The sequence below is a fragment of the Verrucosispora sp. NA02020 genome (assembly GCF_013364215.1).
Classification (GTDB): Bacteria; Actinomycetota; Actinomycetes; order Mycobacteriales; family Micromonosporaceae; genus Micromonospora.
In genome coordinates this window covers 2921949-2939725 of sequence record NZ_CP054923.1, presented here as the reverse complement: position 1 = coordinate 2939725, position 17777 = coordinate 2921949, and the positions used below count along the sequence as shown (strand labels likewise).

Annotated in this window: 13 protein-coding genes; 2 read left to right on the top strand and 11 right to left on the bottom strand. The window is 73.7% G+C overall.

Going from position 1 to position 17777, the window contains the following annotated elements; translation table 11 throughout:
* Window positions 1–13: 13 nt before the first annotated feature.
* From HUT12_RS12885 to eccD, 8 genes are read right to left on the bottom strand one after another with little or no spacing between them, the layout of a single operon-like run.
* Window positions 14–349 (bottom strand): hypothetical protein, encoded by a 336-nt coding sequence (locus tag HUT12_RS12885; protein WP_131053789.1) that lies wholly within the window; start codon window positions 347–349, stop codon window positions 14–16.
* A complete protein-coding gene (locus HUT12_RS12880; protein WP_176093516.1) occupies window positions 346–816 on the bottom strand; it encodes a YbaB/EbfC family nucleoid-associated protein in 471 nt (156 codons plus the stop codon). The genes HUT12_RS12885 and HUT12_RS12880 overlap by 4 nt, the downstream gene beginning before the upstream one ends.
* Window positions 817–830: 14 nt before the next feature.
* The gene (locus HUT12_RS33200) at window positions 831–3191 is read right to left on the bottom strand and encodes a hypothetical protein (protein ID WP_176093515.1); all 2361 of its coding nucleotides are present in this window, start codon (window positions 3189–3191) and stop codon (window positions 831–833) included.
* Window positions 3192–3236: 45 nt separating this feature from the next.
* Window positions 3237–3560 carry a hypothetical protein gene (locus HUT12_RS12870; protein WP_131053792.1) on the bottom strand — a complete coding sequence of 108 codons (324 nt, stop codon included), beginning with the start codon at window positions 3558–3560 and terminating at the stop codon, window positions 3237–3239.
* A 13-nt stretch (window positions 3561–3573) separates the two neighbouring features.
* Window positions 3574–3870 (bottom strand): WXG100 family type VII secretion target, encoded by a 297-nt coding sequence (locus HUT12_RS12865; RefSeq protein ID WP_131053793.1) that lies wholly within the window; start codon window positions 3868–3870, stop codon window positions 3574–3576.
* A gap of 28 nt (window positions 3871–3898) precedes the next feature.
* Window positions 3899–4198 carry a hypothetical protein gene (locus HUT12_RS12860; protein WP_131053794.1) on the bottom strand — a complete coding sequence of 100 codons (300 nt, stop codon included), beginning with the start codon at window positions 4196–4198 and terminating at the stop codon, window positions 3899–3901.
* A 58-nt stretch (window positions 4199–4256) separates the two neighbouring features.
* Window positions 4257–5654: a type VII secretion protein EccB gene (eccB, locus tag HUT12_RS12855; RefSeq protein WP_176093514.1), complete on the bottom strand. Its 1398-nt coding sequence runs from the start codon at window positions 5652–5654 to the stop codon at window positions 4257–4259.
* A 5-nt stretch (window positions 5655–5659) separates the two neighbouring features.
* Window positions 5660–7057 (bottom strand): type VII secretion integral membrane protein EccD, encoded by a 1398-nt coding sequence (gene eccD, locus HUT12_RS12850; protein WP_176093513.1) that lies wholly within the window; start codon window positions 7055–7057, stop codon window positions 5660–5662.
* A 187-nt stretch (window positions 7058–7244) separates the two neighbouring features.
* On the opposite strand from eccD, the gene eccCa reads away from it, so the two are divergent.
* Window positions 7245–11192: a type VII secretion protein EccCa gene (gene eccCa / locus HUT12_RS12845; RefSeq protein WP_217706076.1), complete on the top strand. Its 3948-nt coding sequence runs from the start codon at window positions 7245–7247 to the stop codon at window positions 11190–11192.
* Window positions 11193–11199: 7 nt separating this feature from the next.
* On the opposite strand, the gene HUT12_RS12840 is transcribed toward eccCa, so the two are convergent.
* Window positions 11200–12396 (bottom strand): S8 family serine peptidase, encoded by a 1197-nt coding sequence (locus tag HUT12_RS12840; RefSeq protein WP_176093511.1) that lies wholly within the window; start codon window positions 12394–12396, stop codon window positions 11200–11202.
* Window positions 12397–12408: 12 nt separating this feature from the next.
* The gene (locus HUT12_RS12835; protein ID WP_176093510.1) at window positions 12409–13953 is read right to left on the bottom strand and encodes a S8 family serine peptidase; all 1545 of its coding nucleotides are present in this window, start codon (window positions 13951–13953) and stop codon (window positions 12409–12411) included.
* A 132-nt stretch (window positions 13954–14085) separates the two neighbouring features.
* On the opposite strand from HUT12_RS12835, the gene HUT12_RS12830 reads away from it, so the two are divergent.
* Window positions 14086–16020: a hypothetical protein gene (locus tag HUT12_RS12830; protein ID WP_176093509.1), complete on the top strand. Its 1935-nt coding sequence runs from the start codon at window positions 14086–14088 to the stop codon at window positions 16018–16020.
* Here HUT12_RS12830 and HUT12_RS12825 read toward each other — a convergent pair.
* Complete coding sequence (locus HUT12_RS12825; protein WP_176093508.1) at window positions 15939–17597, bottom strand: hypothetical protein; 1659 nt, start codon at window positions 17595–17597, stop codon at window positions 15939–15941. The two genes, HUT12_RS12830 and HUT12_RS12825, sit on opposite strands and share 82 nt — an antisense overlap.
* Between the last annotated feature and the right edge of the window lie 180 nt (window positions 17598–17777).

Here is a 17777-nt window from a genome sequence, read left to right as displayed (position 1 = left end):
CGGTCCGGCACCGTCAGGTACGCACCGGACCGTTGCCGGACCAGCCGGTCGCCGTGTCCCCGTTCTCCGCCTCGTACCTGGCCAGCAACGCGGCCAGATCCGCCACGCGGCTGCCGTCGCCGACCGCCAGCTCCCGCAGGCCGGTCAGCACGTACCTCGCCAGCGGCAACTCGCGGTCCAGGTCGGCGGCGACCGCCTCGTCGACCTCGCCGCGGACGCTGAGCACGACCGGGGTGTTCGCACCCACCTCACCCTCGAACGTCTCGACGACCGCCTGCATGTGGGCGAAGTAGGCGGCGAACGCCTCCTGGCGCAGCCGGTCCGTGTCCGCCGACAGCGGGGCGCTCACGGTCGGCTCCCGGTGCCGTCACCGCTGTCTGCCGCCGCTGCCCCGGTCGGCCGGGACGGGGGCGGATCGGCGCCGGGCCACGGGTCGTTCACCAGCCGGATCGCGTCGCGCATCATCGACTCGAAGTCGGCCTCGCCGTTGATCATGTCGAGGACCGGCATCCCGGGCGGCAGGACTGCGGCGAACGCGGTGGCGACGGCTGCCTGGGCCTGCTGTCGGGCCGCTCCGATGGTGTCGACGAGCAGGGTCGCCAGCTCGGCCGACGGCATGCTGCGGTACGACCGGCTCAGGAACCGGATGTCGACGAGATCGCCACGGCTGTTGACGGTGACCGTGATGACCCGGTTCTTCGACGTCACGCTCGTCTCGGAGCCGTCCAGACGGGACTGCACGTCGGCGATCGCCGCCTGGCTGGCGGCCAGTTCGGCGTACGCCTGCTCGATCTGGTCCTGCATCGGACCGGGCATGTCGTTACCTCCTCCTAGTTCCGGCGCCGGGTGGTGTCCCGGTGCGTCGGGCCGTACGGCGATCCCGGGCCACGCGACGGCACGTTCGACCGGCCGGGACGCACACCCTCACCGGAGTCCGCCTCGTCGAGGTCGTCGCGACCGATCACGGCCGGTGCGCAGTCGGGATCGGTGCCCCACACCTCTTCCTCCTCCGCGAGCCAGGTGCTCCGTTCGCGGTCCTTGTCGGTGTCGCGGCCGCCGCCCTGTCCCATGCCACCCATGGGCGGCATCATCGGGAAGCCGCCCATGCCGCCCATGCCGGGTGTGCCGACGCCGGTGGCACCGGCCGCCCCGGGGGATCCGAACGGCACACCGGCCAGGAACCCGCCACTGGTGACCGCGCCGGTGCCGTTGCCGGCCACACCGGCGAAGCCGGGTAGCGCCGAACCCGCCACGTAGCCGGGCGGTGGTTCGCCGATCGGACCGATGACGGCACCGCCGTTGAGGCCGGCCGAGGAGCCGCCGGAGTCGAAGCCACCGGAGCCCACACCGCCGACCGCCCCCGGGTCGACGACCGAGGGGTATGACGTGGGCGGCGGCGTCAGGCCACCCAGGCCGCCGCTACCGCCGGTCGACACGCCGCCCGACGCCGAGCCGTCACGGCCCGGCCCGCCGACGACACCCGAGTCACCGCCGGACGGATTCGGCGGGGTGAGGCCGCCCAGGCCGCCGCTACCACCGGAACCGGGCCGGGAACCGCCGCCGGACGTCCCGCCACCGGGCGCACCACCGACGACACCACCGCCCAGGCCCGGCAGGAGGGTGCCGGGGCCGACCGCGCCGCCGCTGCCGACACCACCGGTACCACCGCCCAGCCCGTCGAGGCCGACAGTGCCGCTGGATCCGCCGCCGCCAAGTCCGGACGGGTCGAATCCACCGGCGGACGGCCCGCCGGTGGACCCCCCACTCGCGCCACCGTCGCCGAACGCTCCGCCCGAACCGCCGCCGGATCCCCCCGCACCGAGGCCGGACGGGTCGAAGGATCCGCTGGAACCGGAACCTCCCGGACCGCCGCCGATGTTCGCGCCGCCGAAGCCCTCACCACCCGGACCACCGCCGAAGTCGGCGCCGCCCGAGCCACCGCCACCGAACTCCGCACCGCCCGAGCCGCCGCCACCGCCCCCGAACTCCGCCCCACCGGAGCCGCCGTCGTTCCCGCCACCGCCGATGTTCGCGCCGCCGAACTCGTCACCGCCAGGACCACCGCCGAAGTCGGAGCCGCCGGAGCCGCCCCCGCCCGGCCCGTTGCCGAACGGGTTGTTCGGACCGTTGCCGAACGGGTTGTCGTCCTGCGGCGAGTAGTAGACGCCCCGGTACAGCGGGAAGACCCCGCGCCGCATCGCCTGGATCGTCAGGTTGAAGCTGGTGATGAGCGCCTGGGTGGCGTTGACCGAGGCGAGGTTCAACGCCTCCAGGTTGCTGACCCAGGTCGACTTCATCGCATCGTTCAGTTGGTTCCAGCCGTCGTTGCTCATCAGGTCGTACGTGCCGAGGCCCTGGTCCGGGAACGAGAACGTCCACGGCTGTTCGGGCCCGGCCGTCCAGGTCCCGCTGCTCGTCCGCGCGTCGTGCTCGTCGACCTGGCGCTCCATGGCGCGCAGCACCTCCCACACCAGCCAGTTCGGGTCGTGGTAGCGGTAGGCGACGAACGCGTTCCAGGCGTTCTCCATCGCGGTCTTGAAGGTGCCGATCGCGGTGCTGTTGTCGTTGAGTAGTTGGACCCAGTCGCCCTGTTCGGTGATGTTCTCCTTGAGATAGAGCATGGTCCGGGCCATGTCGGCCATGGCGAAGACGAACGCGTCGGCGGCCGTGCCGTCGAAGCCGGCCCGGTCCTGGTCGATCCGGTCGACCACGGCCCGGACGGCCGGTTGGCCGCCGTTCATCAGCCAGTCCGTCACCTGCCAGTAGAGGTGGGCGGCGTCGGAGAAGGTCTGGGCGTCCAGGAACTGGTTGGCGCGGATGCCGGAGACGATCGGACCGCTGGCGTTCACCGTCCGCTGCGAATGGCTGGCCGGGGAGTCGTCGCCGCCCTCGAAGAAGGTGACCCAGCCCCGGATGAGCTGGAAGTACATCCGGGAGTCCCGGCCGCCGTGCCGGCGTTTGCGATAGAGGGTGATCCGGTTCCAGCCCTCCTGGTCACCGGGCATCCAGTGGTTCCACGGGCTCTGGTTGCCGTTCTCGGTCACCTGCCAGAACGAGGTGTCGAGCTGGATCCAGGTGTTGCGGGCCGCGACCCCCGGGTCCGCCTGTTCCTCGGACCCGAGCACATCCCGCAACGCCGGCATCCACTCCATGGACCGGCTGCCGGTGAACGCGTCACCAGGCTGGGTCATGTTGCTCCTTCCGTTGGCGCAGGTCGTGCCCGGGCCCGAGGGTGGTCAGAAGGCCGGCAGTCGGCTGCCGAACTCGGCGGCCGACATCTCGTTGAGCGTCTCGGCACCGTCGGTGAGCGCCATGAACGCCCGCAACTGCTGCCCTCGGGTGGCGGACAGCGTGCCGATCTCGTCCAGCCGGGCCTGGATCGCGGAGCCGTTGGTGCGGATCAGGTTGGCGAGGGTCTGCCCGACCACGAAGTTCTCGTGTCCGGGACGGATGACCAGGTTGTTGATCGGGCCCTGGGCAGCACCGGGCGCCTGCGTGGCCAGGGTCATGTTGACGGCGACGAAGTCGTTGAGCATCCCGTCGTCGACGTGGATCGGCATTCTCGTACCCCGTTCAGAGGTTGCCCTGGAACAGGGCCGCGCCCTGTGCGTCCGCGACCTGGTACGTCTCGCGGATCCGGTCGATGGCGACGGCACCGGAGCCGAGCGAGTTGTTCATCGTCGTCATCCCGCCCTCCCAGACGGTCTGCGCCGCCCGGTACGACTCGGCGGCACCGCCGAGGTTCATCGTGATGAACCGGTTGACGACGGCGTTCAGCTCGTCGAGGGCGTTGTCGATCGACCGGGTGACGCCGCGCAACTCCTCGCCGCTGCCGAGCAGTCCGTCGGGGTTGAGTCCGTAGGTGGCCATCGGGGATTCCTTTCGTCGTGGGGGGCGATCAGTCGCCCTGGTACCAGCGGGAGTGCGAGGAGGTCTCCAGCTCGGCGTTGCTGGTCGCCTGGAGGTACTGGCCCATCGCGGTCCGCAGCATCTCCAGGCCGTTGCGGACCTGGTTGAGGCCGCCACGCCAGTTGGACAGCTCCTGTCCGTAGAGGGTGCGGGCCTCGCCGTGCCACTGCATCGACGAGTTGACCGCGTCGACGCTGGCGTCGGCGGCGTTGCAGTTGGCCATCGCCACCTCGAACGCCGACAGCAGTTGGCGGATGGTCTGTTCGTCTACTTCGTTCTGTGCGGGCATCTCGCTCTCCTTCGTGTCGGGTGTCCGGTCCGTCCGGCCGTCGCGGTCGCGGCGCCGGTCATCTGCGGGCCAGCTCGGGGGCGAGCAGCGGTCCGGTCGGCAGCAGGTCCAACAGGGGTCTGGTCACCGTCGCCGCGCCGTCCGGGCGGTAGCCGAGGACCTCGGCGACGGACGGGTCGGCGAGCGGGTACTTGATCCCGGCATCGGTGACCAGGAAGTAGCCGGTGCCGGGAAGCTGACCGGGGCGACCGAGCCGGACCAGACCGCCGACCCCGGGGGCGATCGACACCGCACCGGCCGTCTGGGCGGTGCGGGTGACCCCGGTGCCGTCGACGGTGCGGGCGGCCGGTGCGGTCAGGGGTGGTCGTGACGTCACCCCGATGCCGCCACCGTCGGTGTGTTGCACGCACCAGACCCGGCCCGGCCCGGCATCGGCCCGGGTCGGCGGGGTGGGTGGCAGGTCGGCGGGGACGGTCGGCTGGGCGGAGACCGGCAACCGGGCCAGCGCGGCGGGGCTCATCGCGGTCGGTGCCACCGGCGCGGGCCGGTACGCCCGGGCCGTGTCCGGGTCGCTCTCCACCAGGCCGTGGGCCAGTGGGCCGAGTTGGCTGAGCCCGTCGCGGTGCAGCAGGTAGTGACGTTCGGGCAGGCCGGCGACGCGGACCACGAAGAGTTGACCGATGCGGGTGGGACGGCCGTCCACCTCCGGTCCCGGTCGACCCCGGTCGGGTACGGGCACCGGCGCGAGGTCCGGGCCGACCGGCAGTTGCTCCAGCCAGCCGGGCTCGACCAGGACGGGTACGCCGTCGTAGCCGAAGGCCCGGCTCAGCCAGTCGCGGGTCAACGCGAAGCGGCGCCCCTGCCAGACCAGGAACGTCGGACCGGCCGCGACGCGGGCGACCATCGCCTGGTCCGCGGGGAGCAGGGTGTCGGTCGTCGACCGGTCGACCGCCAGGGTGGTCGTGGTGGCCTGGGTGCCCGCGCCGTCCCGGGTGGCCGGTGCACAGACGTGCCAGGCGGTGCCCTTGAGCGCTCCGGGTGCGGGCAGGGCGTCGGGGGCGCCGACGATGCCGAGCGGGCGGCCTCGTGGCACGTCGGCCAGTGAGCGGCCGGAGACCGAGACGACCTTGGGAGCGGCACCGAAGATCAGCCGGGCTGAGGTGTAGTTGAGCACCGGGCGCAGCGTGCCGTCGACGAGGACGTACCGGCTGCCGGTCTCCTTCTCGACGACGAGATGTCGTGGCTGTCGCCAACTGTCGGCGCCACCGGGGCGAAGGAATCCGTAGACCGCGAAGCCGGCGACGACCAGGGCGGCGACCAGCAGTCCGGCGAGGCTGCCGACCAGGATGCGACGGTGCGGGTTCTCCGGTGTCTCCGGCTCCCCCGCCACCAGCGCACCGGTGAGTCGACCCAGCACGTACGACTGGGCCTGCACCTGGTCCCGACGTGACTGCACGGCCCTCAGCCGCCCAACGCCCGGGCGAAGGCGTAGACGTCCAGGACGGCGAGCAGGACCGGGAAGACCGCGACCATCGCCAGGGTGTGGGTCAGGTCGCCGATGCGTCCCCAGTACGGCATGAGCCGTCGACCGGGCAGGGTTCGGGCGGTGGTGACCAGCAGTGCCGCGCCGATCGGCACCAGGACGGCCGGCACCAGCAGGCGCGGCCAGCCGGTGCCGGTGGTGCTCACGTGCAGCAGGACCGTGGCCAGTCCCACCACGGCTGGTCCGCACAGTGCGAACCGGTGCCACGCGCTGGTCATCGGGCGGGCGGCGAGCAGCCGTACGGCGGCGACGAGGACGACCAGGGTCGGTGCCGCCCAGCCGTCGGCGGCGCCGACCAGCGTCAGGGCGCCGAGCGTGACGGCGGCCAGGCCGGTGTGCAGCGCGGTCATGTAGCGGTCGGCGGTGACGGTGCGGGCCAGCAACGGTTCGCTCGGCTCCGGGTCGATGCCGTCCTGCAGGTGCTCGGGCTGCACGGGCAGCGGTTCGAGGTGCAGTCCGGCCAGACGGAACGCGAGAAGCGGGACGGCCGTACCGGCGATGGTGGCGGCGACCGCGACGACGGCGGCGGCCCGGACGGTGGTCATCGGGACGAACGCGGCGAGTGCGGCGCCGGCGGCGGTGAACAGGGCTGCGGTGAGGACAGCGGCGAAGAGTGGACCGGCCCGGCCGAGCAGAATCCGGCCGAGGGCGGCGGTGGTGAACACGGCGGTCGCCGCGACGACGAGCCGGGGGCCGTCCACCGTCAGGGTGGCGTCGGGGCGGCCGACCTCCGGCACCAGCAGTCCGGCGAGGCCGGCGTGTGCGACGGCGGCGACCAGGAACACCGTGCCGGCGGCCCGGTCACCGACGGCGCGGGTGAGCGCGAACGCGGCAGCCAGGCAGCCCAGGGCGAGCCCGGCCGCGCAGAGCAGGCGGGATACGGGTGGGCCGGGTGCCGCCAGCACGGCGACGCCGGTGCCGAGCAGCACCCCGAGTACGCCGAGCGCCGCCCAGCGCACCATCTGCGGTTGCCACAGGCCGGACCGGGCGCGGGCGCCGGTGGCCACGCCGTCGATCAGGTCGTCGAAGTCGACCGGCGGGATCTGTTCGGCGCGCGGGCGCAGGTGCACTGTATCGCCGTCGCGGAGGCCGAGGGAGGCGACGGTGCCGTCCTCGTCGAACGGTGGTGCGCCGAGGCGCTGCAGCACCCAGCCGCCGTGCAGCAGACCGGTGTTTGCCAGGTCCTCGCCGAGGTGGTGCAGCAGCGCCGGCAGCAGGTCGGCGACCAGCACCTGGGCGGGTACGGCCAGCTCGATCTGCCGGTCCGGTCCGCAGACGACCAGTCGGCACATCTGCTCACCAACGGCGATGGTCATGCCCTCTCTACGGGCCGTCTTCGAGGCGGTTCAACGCGGGTGCGGAATTTTTTTTCTGACCCGTCGCCCGGATCGGTGCGTAGTAGGAGCGCGCGGGCGGTCGGTCGGGCGGTCCGCAGCAGGGACGGGAGGGCGGACCGTGACCACAGTGGTGTTCCGGCGACCGGCGCGGCGTAACGGCCCGGAGATGCCGGCGGGCGAGATCAGTCTCCAGGAGCCGCCCGAGCTGCCCGAGACGCAGTCCGGTGGGTTGCGTCAGGTCATGACGATCATGCCGATGATGGTGATGTCCGGCGTCATGATGCTGATGTTCGTCGGTGGCGGCCGGGGCGCGATGACCTGGGTGATGATCGGTCTGATGGTGGTCGCGATGGGCGGGATGCTGATCGGCCTGATGATGAGTTCCGGCGGTGAGCGCAAACGTCGGCTCGGCGGCGACCGCCGCGACTATCTGCGGTACCTGGCGCAGAACCGCCGCCGGGTGCGACGCACCGTGGCGCAGCAGCGCGACGCGGGTGCCTGGCGGCATCCCGACCCGGGTGCGCTGTGGTCGGTGGCGATGACGTCGCGGCGGTGGGAGCGGCGGGCCAGCCATCCGGACTTCCTGGAGGTGCGGTTGGGCACCGGCCGAGCGCGGTTGGCCACCCCGATCGTGCCGTTGCAGACCAAGCCGATCGAGGATCTGGAGCCGTTGTCGGCGAAGTCGCTGCGCCGCTTCATCAAGGCGTACAGCACGCTTGAGGGCCAGCCGGTCGCGGTGTTCCTGCGTGGTTTCGCGCTGATCCGGTTCACCGGTGACGCCGACGGTGTCCGTGCGGTGCTGCGCGCGATGATCACTCAGTTGGTGACACTGCACGCGCCCGAGGAGGTGGTGCTCGCGTTGTGTCTGGGTGGTGAGGGTGCCGCCGACTGGGAGTGGGCGAAGTGGCTGCCGCACGTCCAGCATCCGGTCGAGCAGGACGCGGCCGGGCCCACGCGGCTGGTCGCGGAGAGCATCGAGGGGGTGGAGCGGCTGCTCGGTGAGGGTTTCCTCGCCCGGCCGCGCTACGAGCAGGGTGCCACGCCGAGTCGCGACGAGCCGTACGTGCTGGTCGTGTGTGACGGTGGGCGGATCCCGACCGGGGCCCGGATGGCCTCCGGCGGGTACCGCAACGCGGTGCTGGTCGACATCGGCACCGCGCCGGCCAGTACGCCCCGGCATCTGCTCTGGCTCGACCTGGTCGAGGACCGGCTGGAGATGGTGCGGCACGACGCGGTCGGTCGCGAGAAGCGGTCGCCGTTGGCCCACGCCGACCGGCTCAGTGTCGCCCGGGCCCGGGCGGTGGCGCGGATCCTGTCGCCGTACCGGCTCGGTGTCGCCGCCGAGCCCGCCGCCGAGGCGCTCGACTCCGACTTCGACCTGGGGGCGCTGCTCGGGGTCGCCGACCTGAGCCGGCTGGACCTGGACGCCGCCTGGGCACCCCGGTCGGCGACCGACCGGCTGCGGGTGCCGATCGGCGTCGACTCCGACGGCGCGCCGGTGGAGTTGGACCTCAAGGAGTCGGCGCTGGGCGGGATGGGCCCGCACGGCATGTTGATCGGGGCGACCGGCTCGGGCAAGAGCGAGCTGCTGCGTACTCTCGTGCTGGCACTCGCGGCGACGCACTCCAGTGAGACGTTGAACCTGATCCTGGTGGACTTCAAGGGCGGTGCCACGTTCCTGGGGCTGGACCGGTTGCCGCACACCTCGGCGGTGATCACCAACCTGGCCGACGAGGCGGCGCTGGTGAGCCGGATGCGTGACGCCCTGCACGGGGAGCTGGTCCGCCGGCAGGAGCTGCTGCGGCAGGCCGGTGGCTACAGTTCGGCGCTGGACTACGAACGTGCCCGCGCCCAGGGAGCTCCGCTGGATCCGTTGCCCACGTTGTTCGTCGTGGTCGACGAGTTCAGCGAACTGCTCGCCGCACACCGTGACTTCATCGACCTGTTCGTCATGATCGGCCGGTTGGGGCGGTCACTCGCGGTGCATCTGCTGTTGGCCAGTCAGCGCCTCGACGACGGTCGGATCGCGCAGTTGGAGTCGCACCTGTCGTACCGGATCGGACTGCGGACGTTCTCGTCGATGGAGTCGCGGTCGGTGATCGGTGTGCCGGACGCGCACGAGTTGCCCAGTCAGCCCGGCAACGGTTACCTGCGGACCGACGTGTCGACGCTGATCCGGTTCAAGGCCGCGTACGTCTCCGGCGCGCACCGGCCCAGGGCCGTGCGGTCCCGGCAGGACGTGGTGCAGCGGCAGTTGGTGCCGTATCTGTTGGAGCACGTGCCGTACCGCACTCCGGTGGAGGTGCCCTCGGCGGCGGAGGTCACGCCGGACGTGGCGGACGTGGCGGCGCCGAGCGTGTTGTCGGTCGTGGTCTCCCAGCTCACCGATCAGGGGCCGCCGGCACATCAGGTGTGGCTGCCACCGCTCGCCGCCGCCCCGACCCTGGATCAGTTGCTGCCGGCGCTGGCCCCGGATCCGCAGGCCGGGTTGCGGGCCGCGGACTGGCCCGGTGCCGGGCGTCTGGCGGTGCCGGTGGGGTTCGTGGACAAACCGTTCGAGCAGGTCCGTGAGCTGATGGTGGTGGACCTGGCCGGCATCGGTGGGCACGTGGGCATCGCCGGTGGTCCGCAGAGCGGCAAGAGCACGTTGCTGCGTACGGTGATCTGCGCGTTGGCGTTGACCCACAGTCCGGCGCAGGTGCAGTTCTACTGTCTGGACTTCGGTGGGGGCACGCTGTCGACGATCGCCGACCTGCCGCACGTGGGCAGTGTCGCCGGCCGGTTGGAGATCGACCGGGTGAGCCGGATCGTCGCGGAGATCGGCGCCCTGGTCACCGAGCGGGAGCGGCGTTTCGGCAGTCTCGGCGTCGACTCGATGGCGACCTACCGGCGGGCGCGGGCCGAGGGCACGATCACCGACGACCCGTACGGTGACGTGTTCCTGGTGGTCGACGGCTGGTTCACGTTGCGGCAGGAGTTCGAGGCCGCGGACACCGCGATCCGGCAGATCGTCGCGCGGGGGCTGAACTTCGGGGTGCACGTGCTGCTCACCGCCGCCCGCTGGTCCGAGGTGCACCACGGCATGCGGGACCAGCTCGGCACCCGGTTGGAGCTGCGTCTCGGTGATGCCGTCGACTCCGCCATCGACCTGCGGTTGGCGGCCACGGTGCCGCACCTGCCCGGTCGGGGGCTGACCGCGCAGAAGATGCACTTCCTCGGCGGGCTCCCGCGCATCGACGGTTGCGGTGACGCGGACAGCGTGGCCGAGGGGGCCCGCGACCTGACCGCGTCGGTGCGGGACTTCTGGGCCGGGCCGCCCGCGCCGCCGGTGCGTACGCTGCCGGCCCTGCTGCCGGCCACCGAGCTGCCGCCGCCGGACGGCGACCTGCGGGTGGCCCTCGGCATCGACGAGGAGCGGATGCAGCCGGTCTGGCACAACTTCGAGGAGGTGCCGCACCTGACCGCCCTGGGCGACACGGAGAGCGGCAAGACCAGTCTGCTGCGCCTGCTGGTCGACGGGGTGACCCGGCGGTTCACGCCGAAGGAGGCCCGGATCATGGTGGTGGACTACCGTCGTCGGCTGTTCGACTCCGTGCCCGCCCCCTACCGGCTCGGGTACTCGGTGTCGCCGGGAGCCACGAAGGAGACGGTGGCCAGTGCGGTCGAGGGGCTGCGCAGCCGAATGCCGGGCACCGACGTCACGCCGGAGCAACTGCGTCGCCGGGACTGGTGGACCGGGCCTCGACTGTTCGTCCTGGTCGACGACTACGACCTGCTCGCCGGGCACGACAGCCCGCTCGCACCACTGATCCCGTTCCTGCCGCAGGGCACCGACATCGGCTTCCACCTGGTCCTGACCCGAGGTGCGGCCGGGGTGATGCGGATGTCGATGGATCCGCTGATCCGCCGTCTGCAGGAGACGAACAGCCCTGACCTGGCGCTGTCCTGTCCGCCGTCGGAGGGGCCGCTGCTCGGCAACACCAAGCCGCGCATCCTGCCGCCGGGGCGGGCGCTGCTCTGCACCCGCCGGGGGCATCGACTGATCCAGACCGCGTGGACGCCGCCGCCGGAGCTGTCGCCGCCGGCCGGGGCGGTGGCCGCTGCCGCCGGATGATCCGTGGTCAGCGCGGGTTCCACCGGCGGCGTCGGCCGCGCCGCAGGACCGCGATCGAGAGCAGTGCCACGGCGGTCGACAGGAGCAGCAGGGTGGTCGCCACGGCGGCGCGACGGACCGCCGGATCGGGCGCCGGGACCGAGGCCAGGACGGCGGGTGGTACCGGTTCGCGGGTCGGGGTGTCGGCCAGTGTCGGGTCGATCGTGGTGACCGCCGCGTACGGGTCGACGGTGCCGGCGCCCAGCCGGGGGTCGCCCGGTGCCGACGGTGGTTCGGCGGTCAGTCGCAGCCGGTCGCGGACCTGCGCCTGGGTCAGCTCCGGCCGGTACGACCGCACCAGCGCGGCGGCCCCGGCGACGTACGCGGCGGCGACGGCGGGTCCGCCCACCCGGTAGTGGCCGGGGCCGGCGGGTGCGACGCTGACCGCGCCGGTGGCGGGTGCCACCAGGTCGACGCTGGCGGACGGCGGGCTGTCCTCGGTCGGTACGCCGTCCGGGTCGATCCCGCCGACGGCCAGGACCTGCGGGAACGCGGCCGGATACCAGGGCGGTGCGGCGGTGGCCGACGGCGGCGCGCTCCGGTCGTCGACGGCGGCGACCACCACGATGTCGCGGGCGACGGCCTCGGCGACCGCCGAGGCGAGCCGGTCGTCGGTGCCGGGCCGGCCGGTGCCGACCAGGATCACGTCGGCGCCGAGGGTGGTCGCGGCCCGGATCCCGTCGGCGAGCCCGGTCGGCGGCACCCGCCCGTCGCGACCGGTGATCCGGATCGGCAGCACCGTCGCCGCCGGGGCGATCCCGACCACTGCGGTGCCGCTGACCGGGCGGGCGGCGACGATGCCGGCCAACGTGGTGCCCCGGCCGAGGCAGTCCCGGTCGGCCCGACCGGCGTCGGTCACGTCCCGGCCGGCCGTCACCGCTCCCCGCAGGGCCGGCGCGGTGGCGCTGACCCCGCTGTCGACCACGGCCACGGTCACCCCGGCGCCGCGGGTCAGCGGCCAGGCCGCCGACGGACCCAGTCGGGCCACCGCCCACGGCATCCCGGTGGCGGTGACCGGCGACGCACCGACGCAGCCGTCGGTCACCGTCGGCAGGGCCGGCGGCTCGTTCTGGCGGGACTGGGCGGGAGCCGCCGGTACGGCCAGCGCCGTGACCACGACACACGTGCCGAGCGCAGCTCGGGAGACCGTTCGTCCGACGGGCACCGCCGTCTCCTCTCAGCCGGTCCGGTCGGCCGGCGACCTCGGCGGTCGGGCCGTCGGGTCGTCGTCGTGCCGGTGCGGGTCGTCGTGGCCGGGCCCGTCACCCGGGGGCGGGTCGGCAGACCGGTTGCGGGCCCGCCGTGACCACCAGGCCAGACCTCCGGCGGCTGCGGCCAGCAGGAGCACCACCAGCGCGGCGACCGCTGCCGGGCCGGGGGTCGCGTCGTCGGCGAGGGTGGCGAGCCCTTCGTGCCGTTCCTCCTCGGGAAGGGTCGCGGTCACGGCGGCGCCGGCGTCGACCATGCCGAAGCCGGTCAGCGGGTCCGGGACGCGCGAGGCGGCCGGGTTCGCGGTGACCCGCAGCCGGTGGGTCACCGCCGCCGCGTCGAGGTTGGGCAGTGCCGCCCGGACCAGCGCCGCGGCCCCGGCCACGAACGCGACCGCGTACTGGGTGCCGCTGCTGGCCCGCGTCCCGTCCCTACCGGCGACCAGGGTGGCGATGTCGATACCGGGGGCGACCAGGTCGACCCCACCGCTGCGGTAGTCGGCGGCCAACTGGCCGTCGGCCCCGACGCCGGCCACCCGCAGCAGCCCGTCCGCGTCGTCGGGGCCGGTCGCGGCGCCGGTGTCGGTCGACGCGCCGGCCACGACCACCACGTCGTGCGCGAGCGCGGTACGGATCGCCTCGGCCACCTCCGGGGCGGCCGGGTCGACGTAGCCGCCGAGGGCGATCACGGTGCTGCCGGCGGAGACGGCGACCTCGATGCCGGTGGCGACGTCGGCGGCCCGTGACTGCGGGGTCGTCGTCACCACCCGCACCGGCAGCACGGCCGAGGCCGGGGCGACGCCGCCGCCGGAGCCGTCTGCGTCGTCGCGGGCCGCGATGATGCCGGCCATCGCGGTGCCCGATCCGAGACAGTCGACGTCGCCACGCTCGTCACCGGCGACGATGTCGACCCCGGTGGTGACCCGCCCGCCGAGCGGGGCACGGCTGCCGTCCACCCCGGAGTCGATCACCGCGACCAGGACACCGCCGCCCTCGGTGAGTTTCCACGCCTGCTCGGCCGCCAACTCCTGCTGTGCCCAGTCCGAGCCGGTCTGGGGGCCGGCGGTGACCGCGCAGCGGCCGGTGCCGGGCGCCTGGGAGCGTGCCGGGCTCGGGGTGGTCGCCGGTCGGCTGCCCGGGGTCGGTGTGGTGGGGGCGCCGACCGAGGAGAGCATGCCGTAGCGGACTCCCTCGCCGTAGGCGTCCCACGGCAGCACGATGATCCAGCCCGCCCGCAGCTTGTCCGGGTCGGTGAGCCGACCGCCGTCGGGTTGTACCCGGCCGGCGTTGAGGTGCAGGACGTCGGTGGTCCGTGCGGTGGTGCCCAGGAACCGCTGTGTGATCACTGACAGTCGTTCCGGTTCGCCCTGGTAGGACGAGGTCACGACGTAGTACTTGGCATAGGTCTCCACCGGGGCGGCGACCGCCCGATGCGGTGCGACCATCGACGCGACGACAGCCAGCACGAGCAGCCGGCACCACCATCGGGTCCACGAACGCCGCTGTGCCGTCACCGACCGCCTCCTCCACTCGGGTGCGTCCACCTCACGTCGACGCCTGCACTACGCACGCCGGGCCGGGCCGGTTCACCACACGTGTGGTCGGTGATCCACAGGGTTCGTTCGACGGTGCTATAGATGGACGATATGCGGCCCATCGCGCGCGCGGCGTCCGGCGGTCCCCCTCAGATCCGTCGCCTCGACGCGACCCGGCACCGCCGAGTGGAGGGCCTGTTCGACGTCTGGTTGGCGCCGCGACCGGACGGCGCGTTGGCGGCCGTGGGGGCGGACGGTCCGGCGCTGACCGCGAAGGACATCGCCGACCTGGTACGCCGGTCGGGGGCTGCCGGTGACGACGTGCGGATGCTGACCGCCGACGGGGAGCGGCGGGCGAGCCTGTTCCGCGAGGTCGCCGCCATGCTCGGTCAGGACGTGCTGATCACTCCGGCGGGTGCCGACGTCCACCATCGGTGGCTGCCCGACGAGCCGGAGGCGCCCCGGGACGCGGTCGCCGTGGGGCGGGCCAGCGGCGACCCCGTCGACTGGACGGTGCTTCAGCCGCCCGGCCTGGAGTCGTCGCTGCCGGGCTGGTTCGATCTGGTCGACGGGACCGTGCAGGCCCGGACGGGGACCGTCGTGCTGGCGCTGCCCGGGGGGCTGGCGCTGGCGACCCGGGCCGATTTCACCGCCCGGCGGGCGGCGGTGGCCCGGCTCGCCCCGGGTGACCCCGATCTGGTCACCGTGGCCGTCACGGTCCGGTCCGCCGGGTTCCTGGTCGGCGACTACCGGGGCACCCAGGAGATCCTGACCGGCCCGGCGCTGGCGGCGGCCCTGTCCAGCCTGCCGTTGTACGGCGGGGACCTGCGGCTGTGGCTGACCTGGCCGGCTGATCCCGCCGAACGGGTGCGGTTGGCCGCCGAAGTCGCCGCGCTCGCCGAGGCCAGTGGTGCGACGGTGTGGACGCCGCCGGTCGGTGGCACCGCCGAGATCCTTGCCGAGTCCGGTGACCTGCGGGCGCTGGACGCCGGCGGCGCACCGGGGCGTTGGCACGACCATCAGCCGGACGACGGGTCCGGCGGGCCGCCGCGCTACCTGAGCACCGCCGACGGTCGCCTGCTGCCCACCACCGAGGTCATCATGGCCGGTCTGGCGGCGGCCCCTCGCACCAGCGTGACGCCGGCCGACGTGCCGACCGACGCAGGACCGGGTCGTCGGCCGGTGCTGGCCGCCGATCCGCAACGCCCCGCCGGGTACGGCGTGAGCTGGTTGACGGACGGGCTGCCGGTGAACACCGCCCCGGTCGAGTTGTACGTGACGACACCGGTGTCGCCTGCCGAGGTGCTGGCCGACGGCGTACCGGCTGCGGAGCTGTTCCTGATCGGTCGTCCCGATCTGGCGCAGGCCGCCGCCGGCCGCCGGGGCGGGTACCTGTTCCGGGCCCGGGTGGCACCCGGCGGGGCGGTCCGGGTCACCTCTCTCGACCTGCACGTGCCCGCCGACCTGCAGCACCTGCTGGCGCAGGCCGACGCGTACCTGCTGCCGGCCGGTCGGCTCGACCGGGTCCGGATGCTCGCCGCGTACTCCCTGGACCGGGCCTCGGTGTCCACGCTGGAGCGGGAGTTCGACGAGCCGGTTCCGGTCCGGTTGCGGTGTGCCGGGGCCCGGCACGGGGTGGTCGGCCTGCCCAACGACGCGGACCGCTGGCCACGGGCCCGCTTCGGCCGCTGCTACGCGCTGGTGCCCGTCACGGCTCGGGCGCTACCCGGCGGTTGGCTGCCCCTGCACCGCGAGCAGCCCGGTGTCCGGGACGGCCACTGGCTCGTCGAGCTGCGGGTGCCCGCGCGGCGGGCGATCGACGTCGCGGCCACCGCGGACCGGCTGGACAGCCTGCCGCTGGTGCGCTCGCGGGCCCCGCGCCTGCGGGCCGCCGGGATCGCTCTGGTGCTGCCGACCCGGGCCTACCCCCGGGTGACGGTCACCCGCAGGTTCCGGCCGACGGCTCAGGGCTGGATGGTCGTCCCCGGGTCGTCGGGCGCCGCGTCGTTGGCGGCGATGCTGTCGGCCGTGCCGCCGTCCGCCTGAGTCGGGGCGACCGGTTCGGTCGGGGTCGGCACCTCGACCACGATCGACCATCGGGCGCGGAGTACCTCCCCGGTGAGCACCGGCACCACTGCGCCACCGCTGTCCGCCGCCATCCGCCGCGCAGCCCGCAACCGTGCGCCGCGCAGCCCGCCGCTGAACACGACGGCCGCTGTGCTGCCGGGGTCGGGCATGTCCAGGGGGAACTCGTCCAACCATCGGGCGCCGGGCGGCGGGTCGGCACCGAGCGCGTCGCCGACGACCATCACGTCCACGTCCGCCGCCAGCAGTTGCCGGGCCAGTGACGCGGCCCGTTGCCGGCAGGCGACCGGGTCACCCGTCACGGTCAGAACGTCCGGGGTCCGGGCCAGGTCGACCCAGAGGCCCCACCCGTCGCGGTGGCCCAGCCGGACCGGAACCCGGGCACCGGTGAGTTGCTCGTCGTCGGCCAACCAGGCGTACGCGGGCGGGGCGGAGGGGCCGGCCGCACCGACGAGCTGGACCCGCAGTGCGGTGGAGGCGTCGTCGAGGTCGGTGCGCAGTTTGGTGTATCCACTGGTCCCGCTCTCGGGCCGGGGGCGCACGGCGGATTCCGGCGGGCCCGAGGCGAGCCGCTGGTCGCCCCCGTCGCGTGAGCTCGACGCGACGATCGGACCGGGTGCCGTGGAGGCCGGGCTGCCCGACGTGACAGCCGGGCCGCTCGGACGGTCCGGCGCGTCGGTGGTGTCCGGGCCGTCGGTGAGGTCCGGGGCGCTCGTCGAGTCCGGTCTGAGAATGGTGCGCCCGGGGCTCGGCCCGACTTCGGTGGTCAGGCCGACGGAGGCGGGCACCGGTGGCGGGACGGCGGTTCTCCTGTCGGGGGCGGATGCCGAGACGGTGACCGGCGCTGCGGTGTCAGCCGGAACGACGACGGCGGCCGTCGGCGGACCGGATGCCCCGGTGGCCTGCGGTCGGGGCACCGGGCTGCGCTCCGGTCGGATCCGTGGTGCGGGCGGTTCCCCGATCGGAGCGGTGTCGGCCTGGCTCGTTCCCGGCCGCCCACGCCGCAGCATCCACAGCACGACCGCGAGCAGCATCACCATGACGCCGAACGCCGCCAACCGGAACAGGAAGCCGCCGAAACCGTCCGGGTCAGGGGCGTTCGGCGGCGGTCCGGCGGCCGGCGCCTCGCCGACGGACCCGGCCGGCTCCGTCACCTCCGGCAGTGGTCCCACCGTCACCCCGGGGCCGTCGGCGTCGGCCGGCAGCTCCAGCAGCCAGCCCTCGCGCAGCACCAGCGGATCGGTGAGCCGCGCACCGTCCGGCTGCAGGCGGTCCCGATTGAGGTCGAAGATCTCCCGGAACCGGTTGCCGTCGCCGAGGGTGCGTGCCGCGATCTGGTAAAGGAACTCCGGTGCGCCCTGATCGGTCGCGCCGACGACGTAGTAGCGGGTCGTGGCGGACCCCGTGGTCGCCGGTGTCGGCGTGTCCGCAGGTGCGGCGGCGCGGGCCGGGCCGGCAGTCGCGAGCGCCACCAGGGCGGACACCAGCACCACGGCAGCCAGGCCACCGGTACGGCGTCGACTGACGCGAAGCCCCATCGTCGACCGTCCCTTCCCGACTGGAATCCACTCCGGACCACCGGCCCGCTGCGCCCGGGTTGCCGCACCCACTACGCGCGCCGCCACCGTCTGGTTCACACGGTGGTGGGAGCGCGGTGATCGGTCAACGGCCGCGACGGACCCGGGTATCTTGCAAGACGGCGGGGCAGTCGTGACGGG

Coding starts and splice junctions, on each gene's coding strand:
- HUT12_RS12880 (WP_176093516.1), bottom strand. CDS start 816: ATGCCCGGTCCGATGCAGGACCAGATCGAGCAGGCGTACGCCGAACTG.
- HUT12_RS33200 (WP_176093515.1), bottom strand. CDS start 3,191: ATGACCCAGCCTGGTGACGCGTTCACCGGCAGCCGGTCCATGGAGTGG.
- HUT12_RS12870 (WP_131053792.1), bottom strand. CDS start 3,560: ATGCCGATCCACGTCGACGACGGGATGCTCAACGACTTCGTCGCCGTC.
- HUT12_RS12865 (WP_131053793.1), bottom strand. CDS start 3,870: ATGGCCACCTACGGACTCAACCCCGACGGACTGCTCGGCAGCGGCGAG.
- HUT12_RS12860 (WP_131053794.1), bottom strand. CDS start 4,198: ATGCCCGCACAGAACGAAGTAGACGAACAGACCATCCGCCAACTGCTG.
- eccD (WP_176093513.1), bottom strand. CDS start 7,057: ATGACCATCGCCGTTGGTGAGCAGATGTGCCGACTGGTCGTCTGCGGA.
- eccCa (WP_217706076.1), top strand. CDS start 7,245: ATGCCGGCGGGCGAGATCAGTCTCCAGGAGCCGCCCGAGCTGCCCGAG.
- HUT12_RS12830 (WP_176093509.1), top strand. CDS start 14,086: ATGCGGCCCATCGCGCGCGCGGCGTCCGGCGGTCCCCCTCAGATCCGT.
- HUT12_RS12825 (WP_176093508.1), bottom strand. CDS start 17,597: ATGGGGCTTCGCGTCAGTCGACGCCGTACCGGTGGCCTGGCTGCCGTG.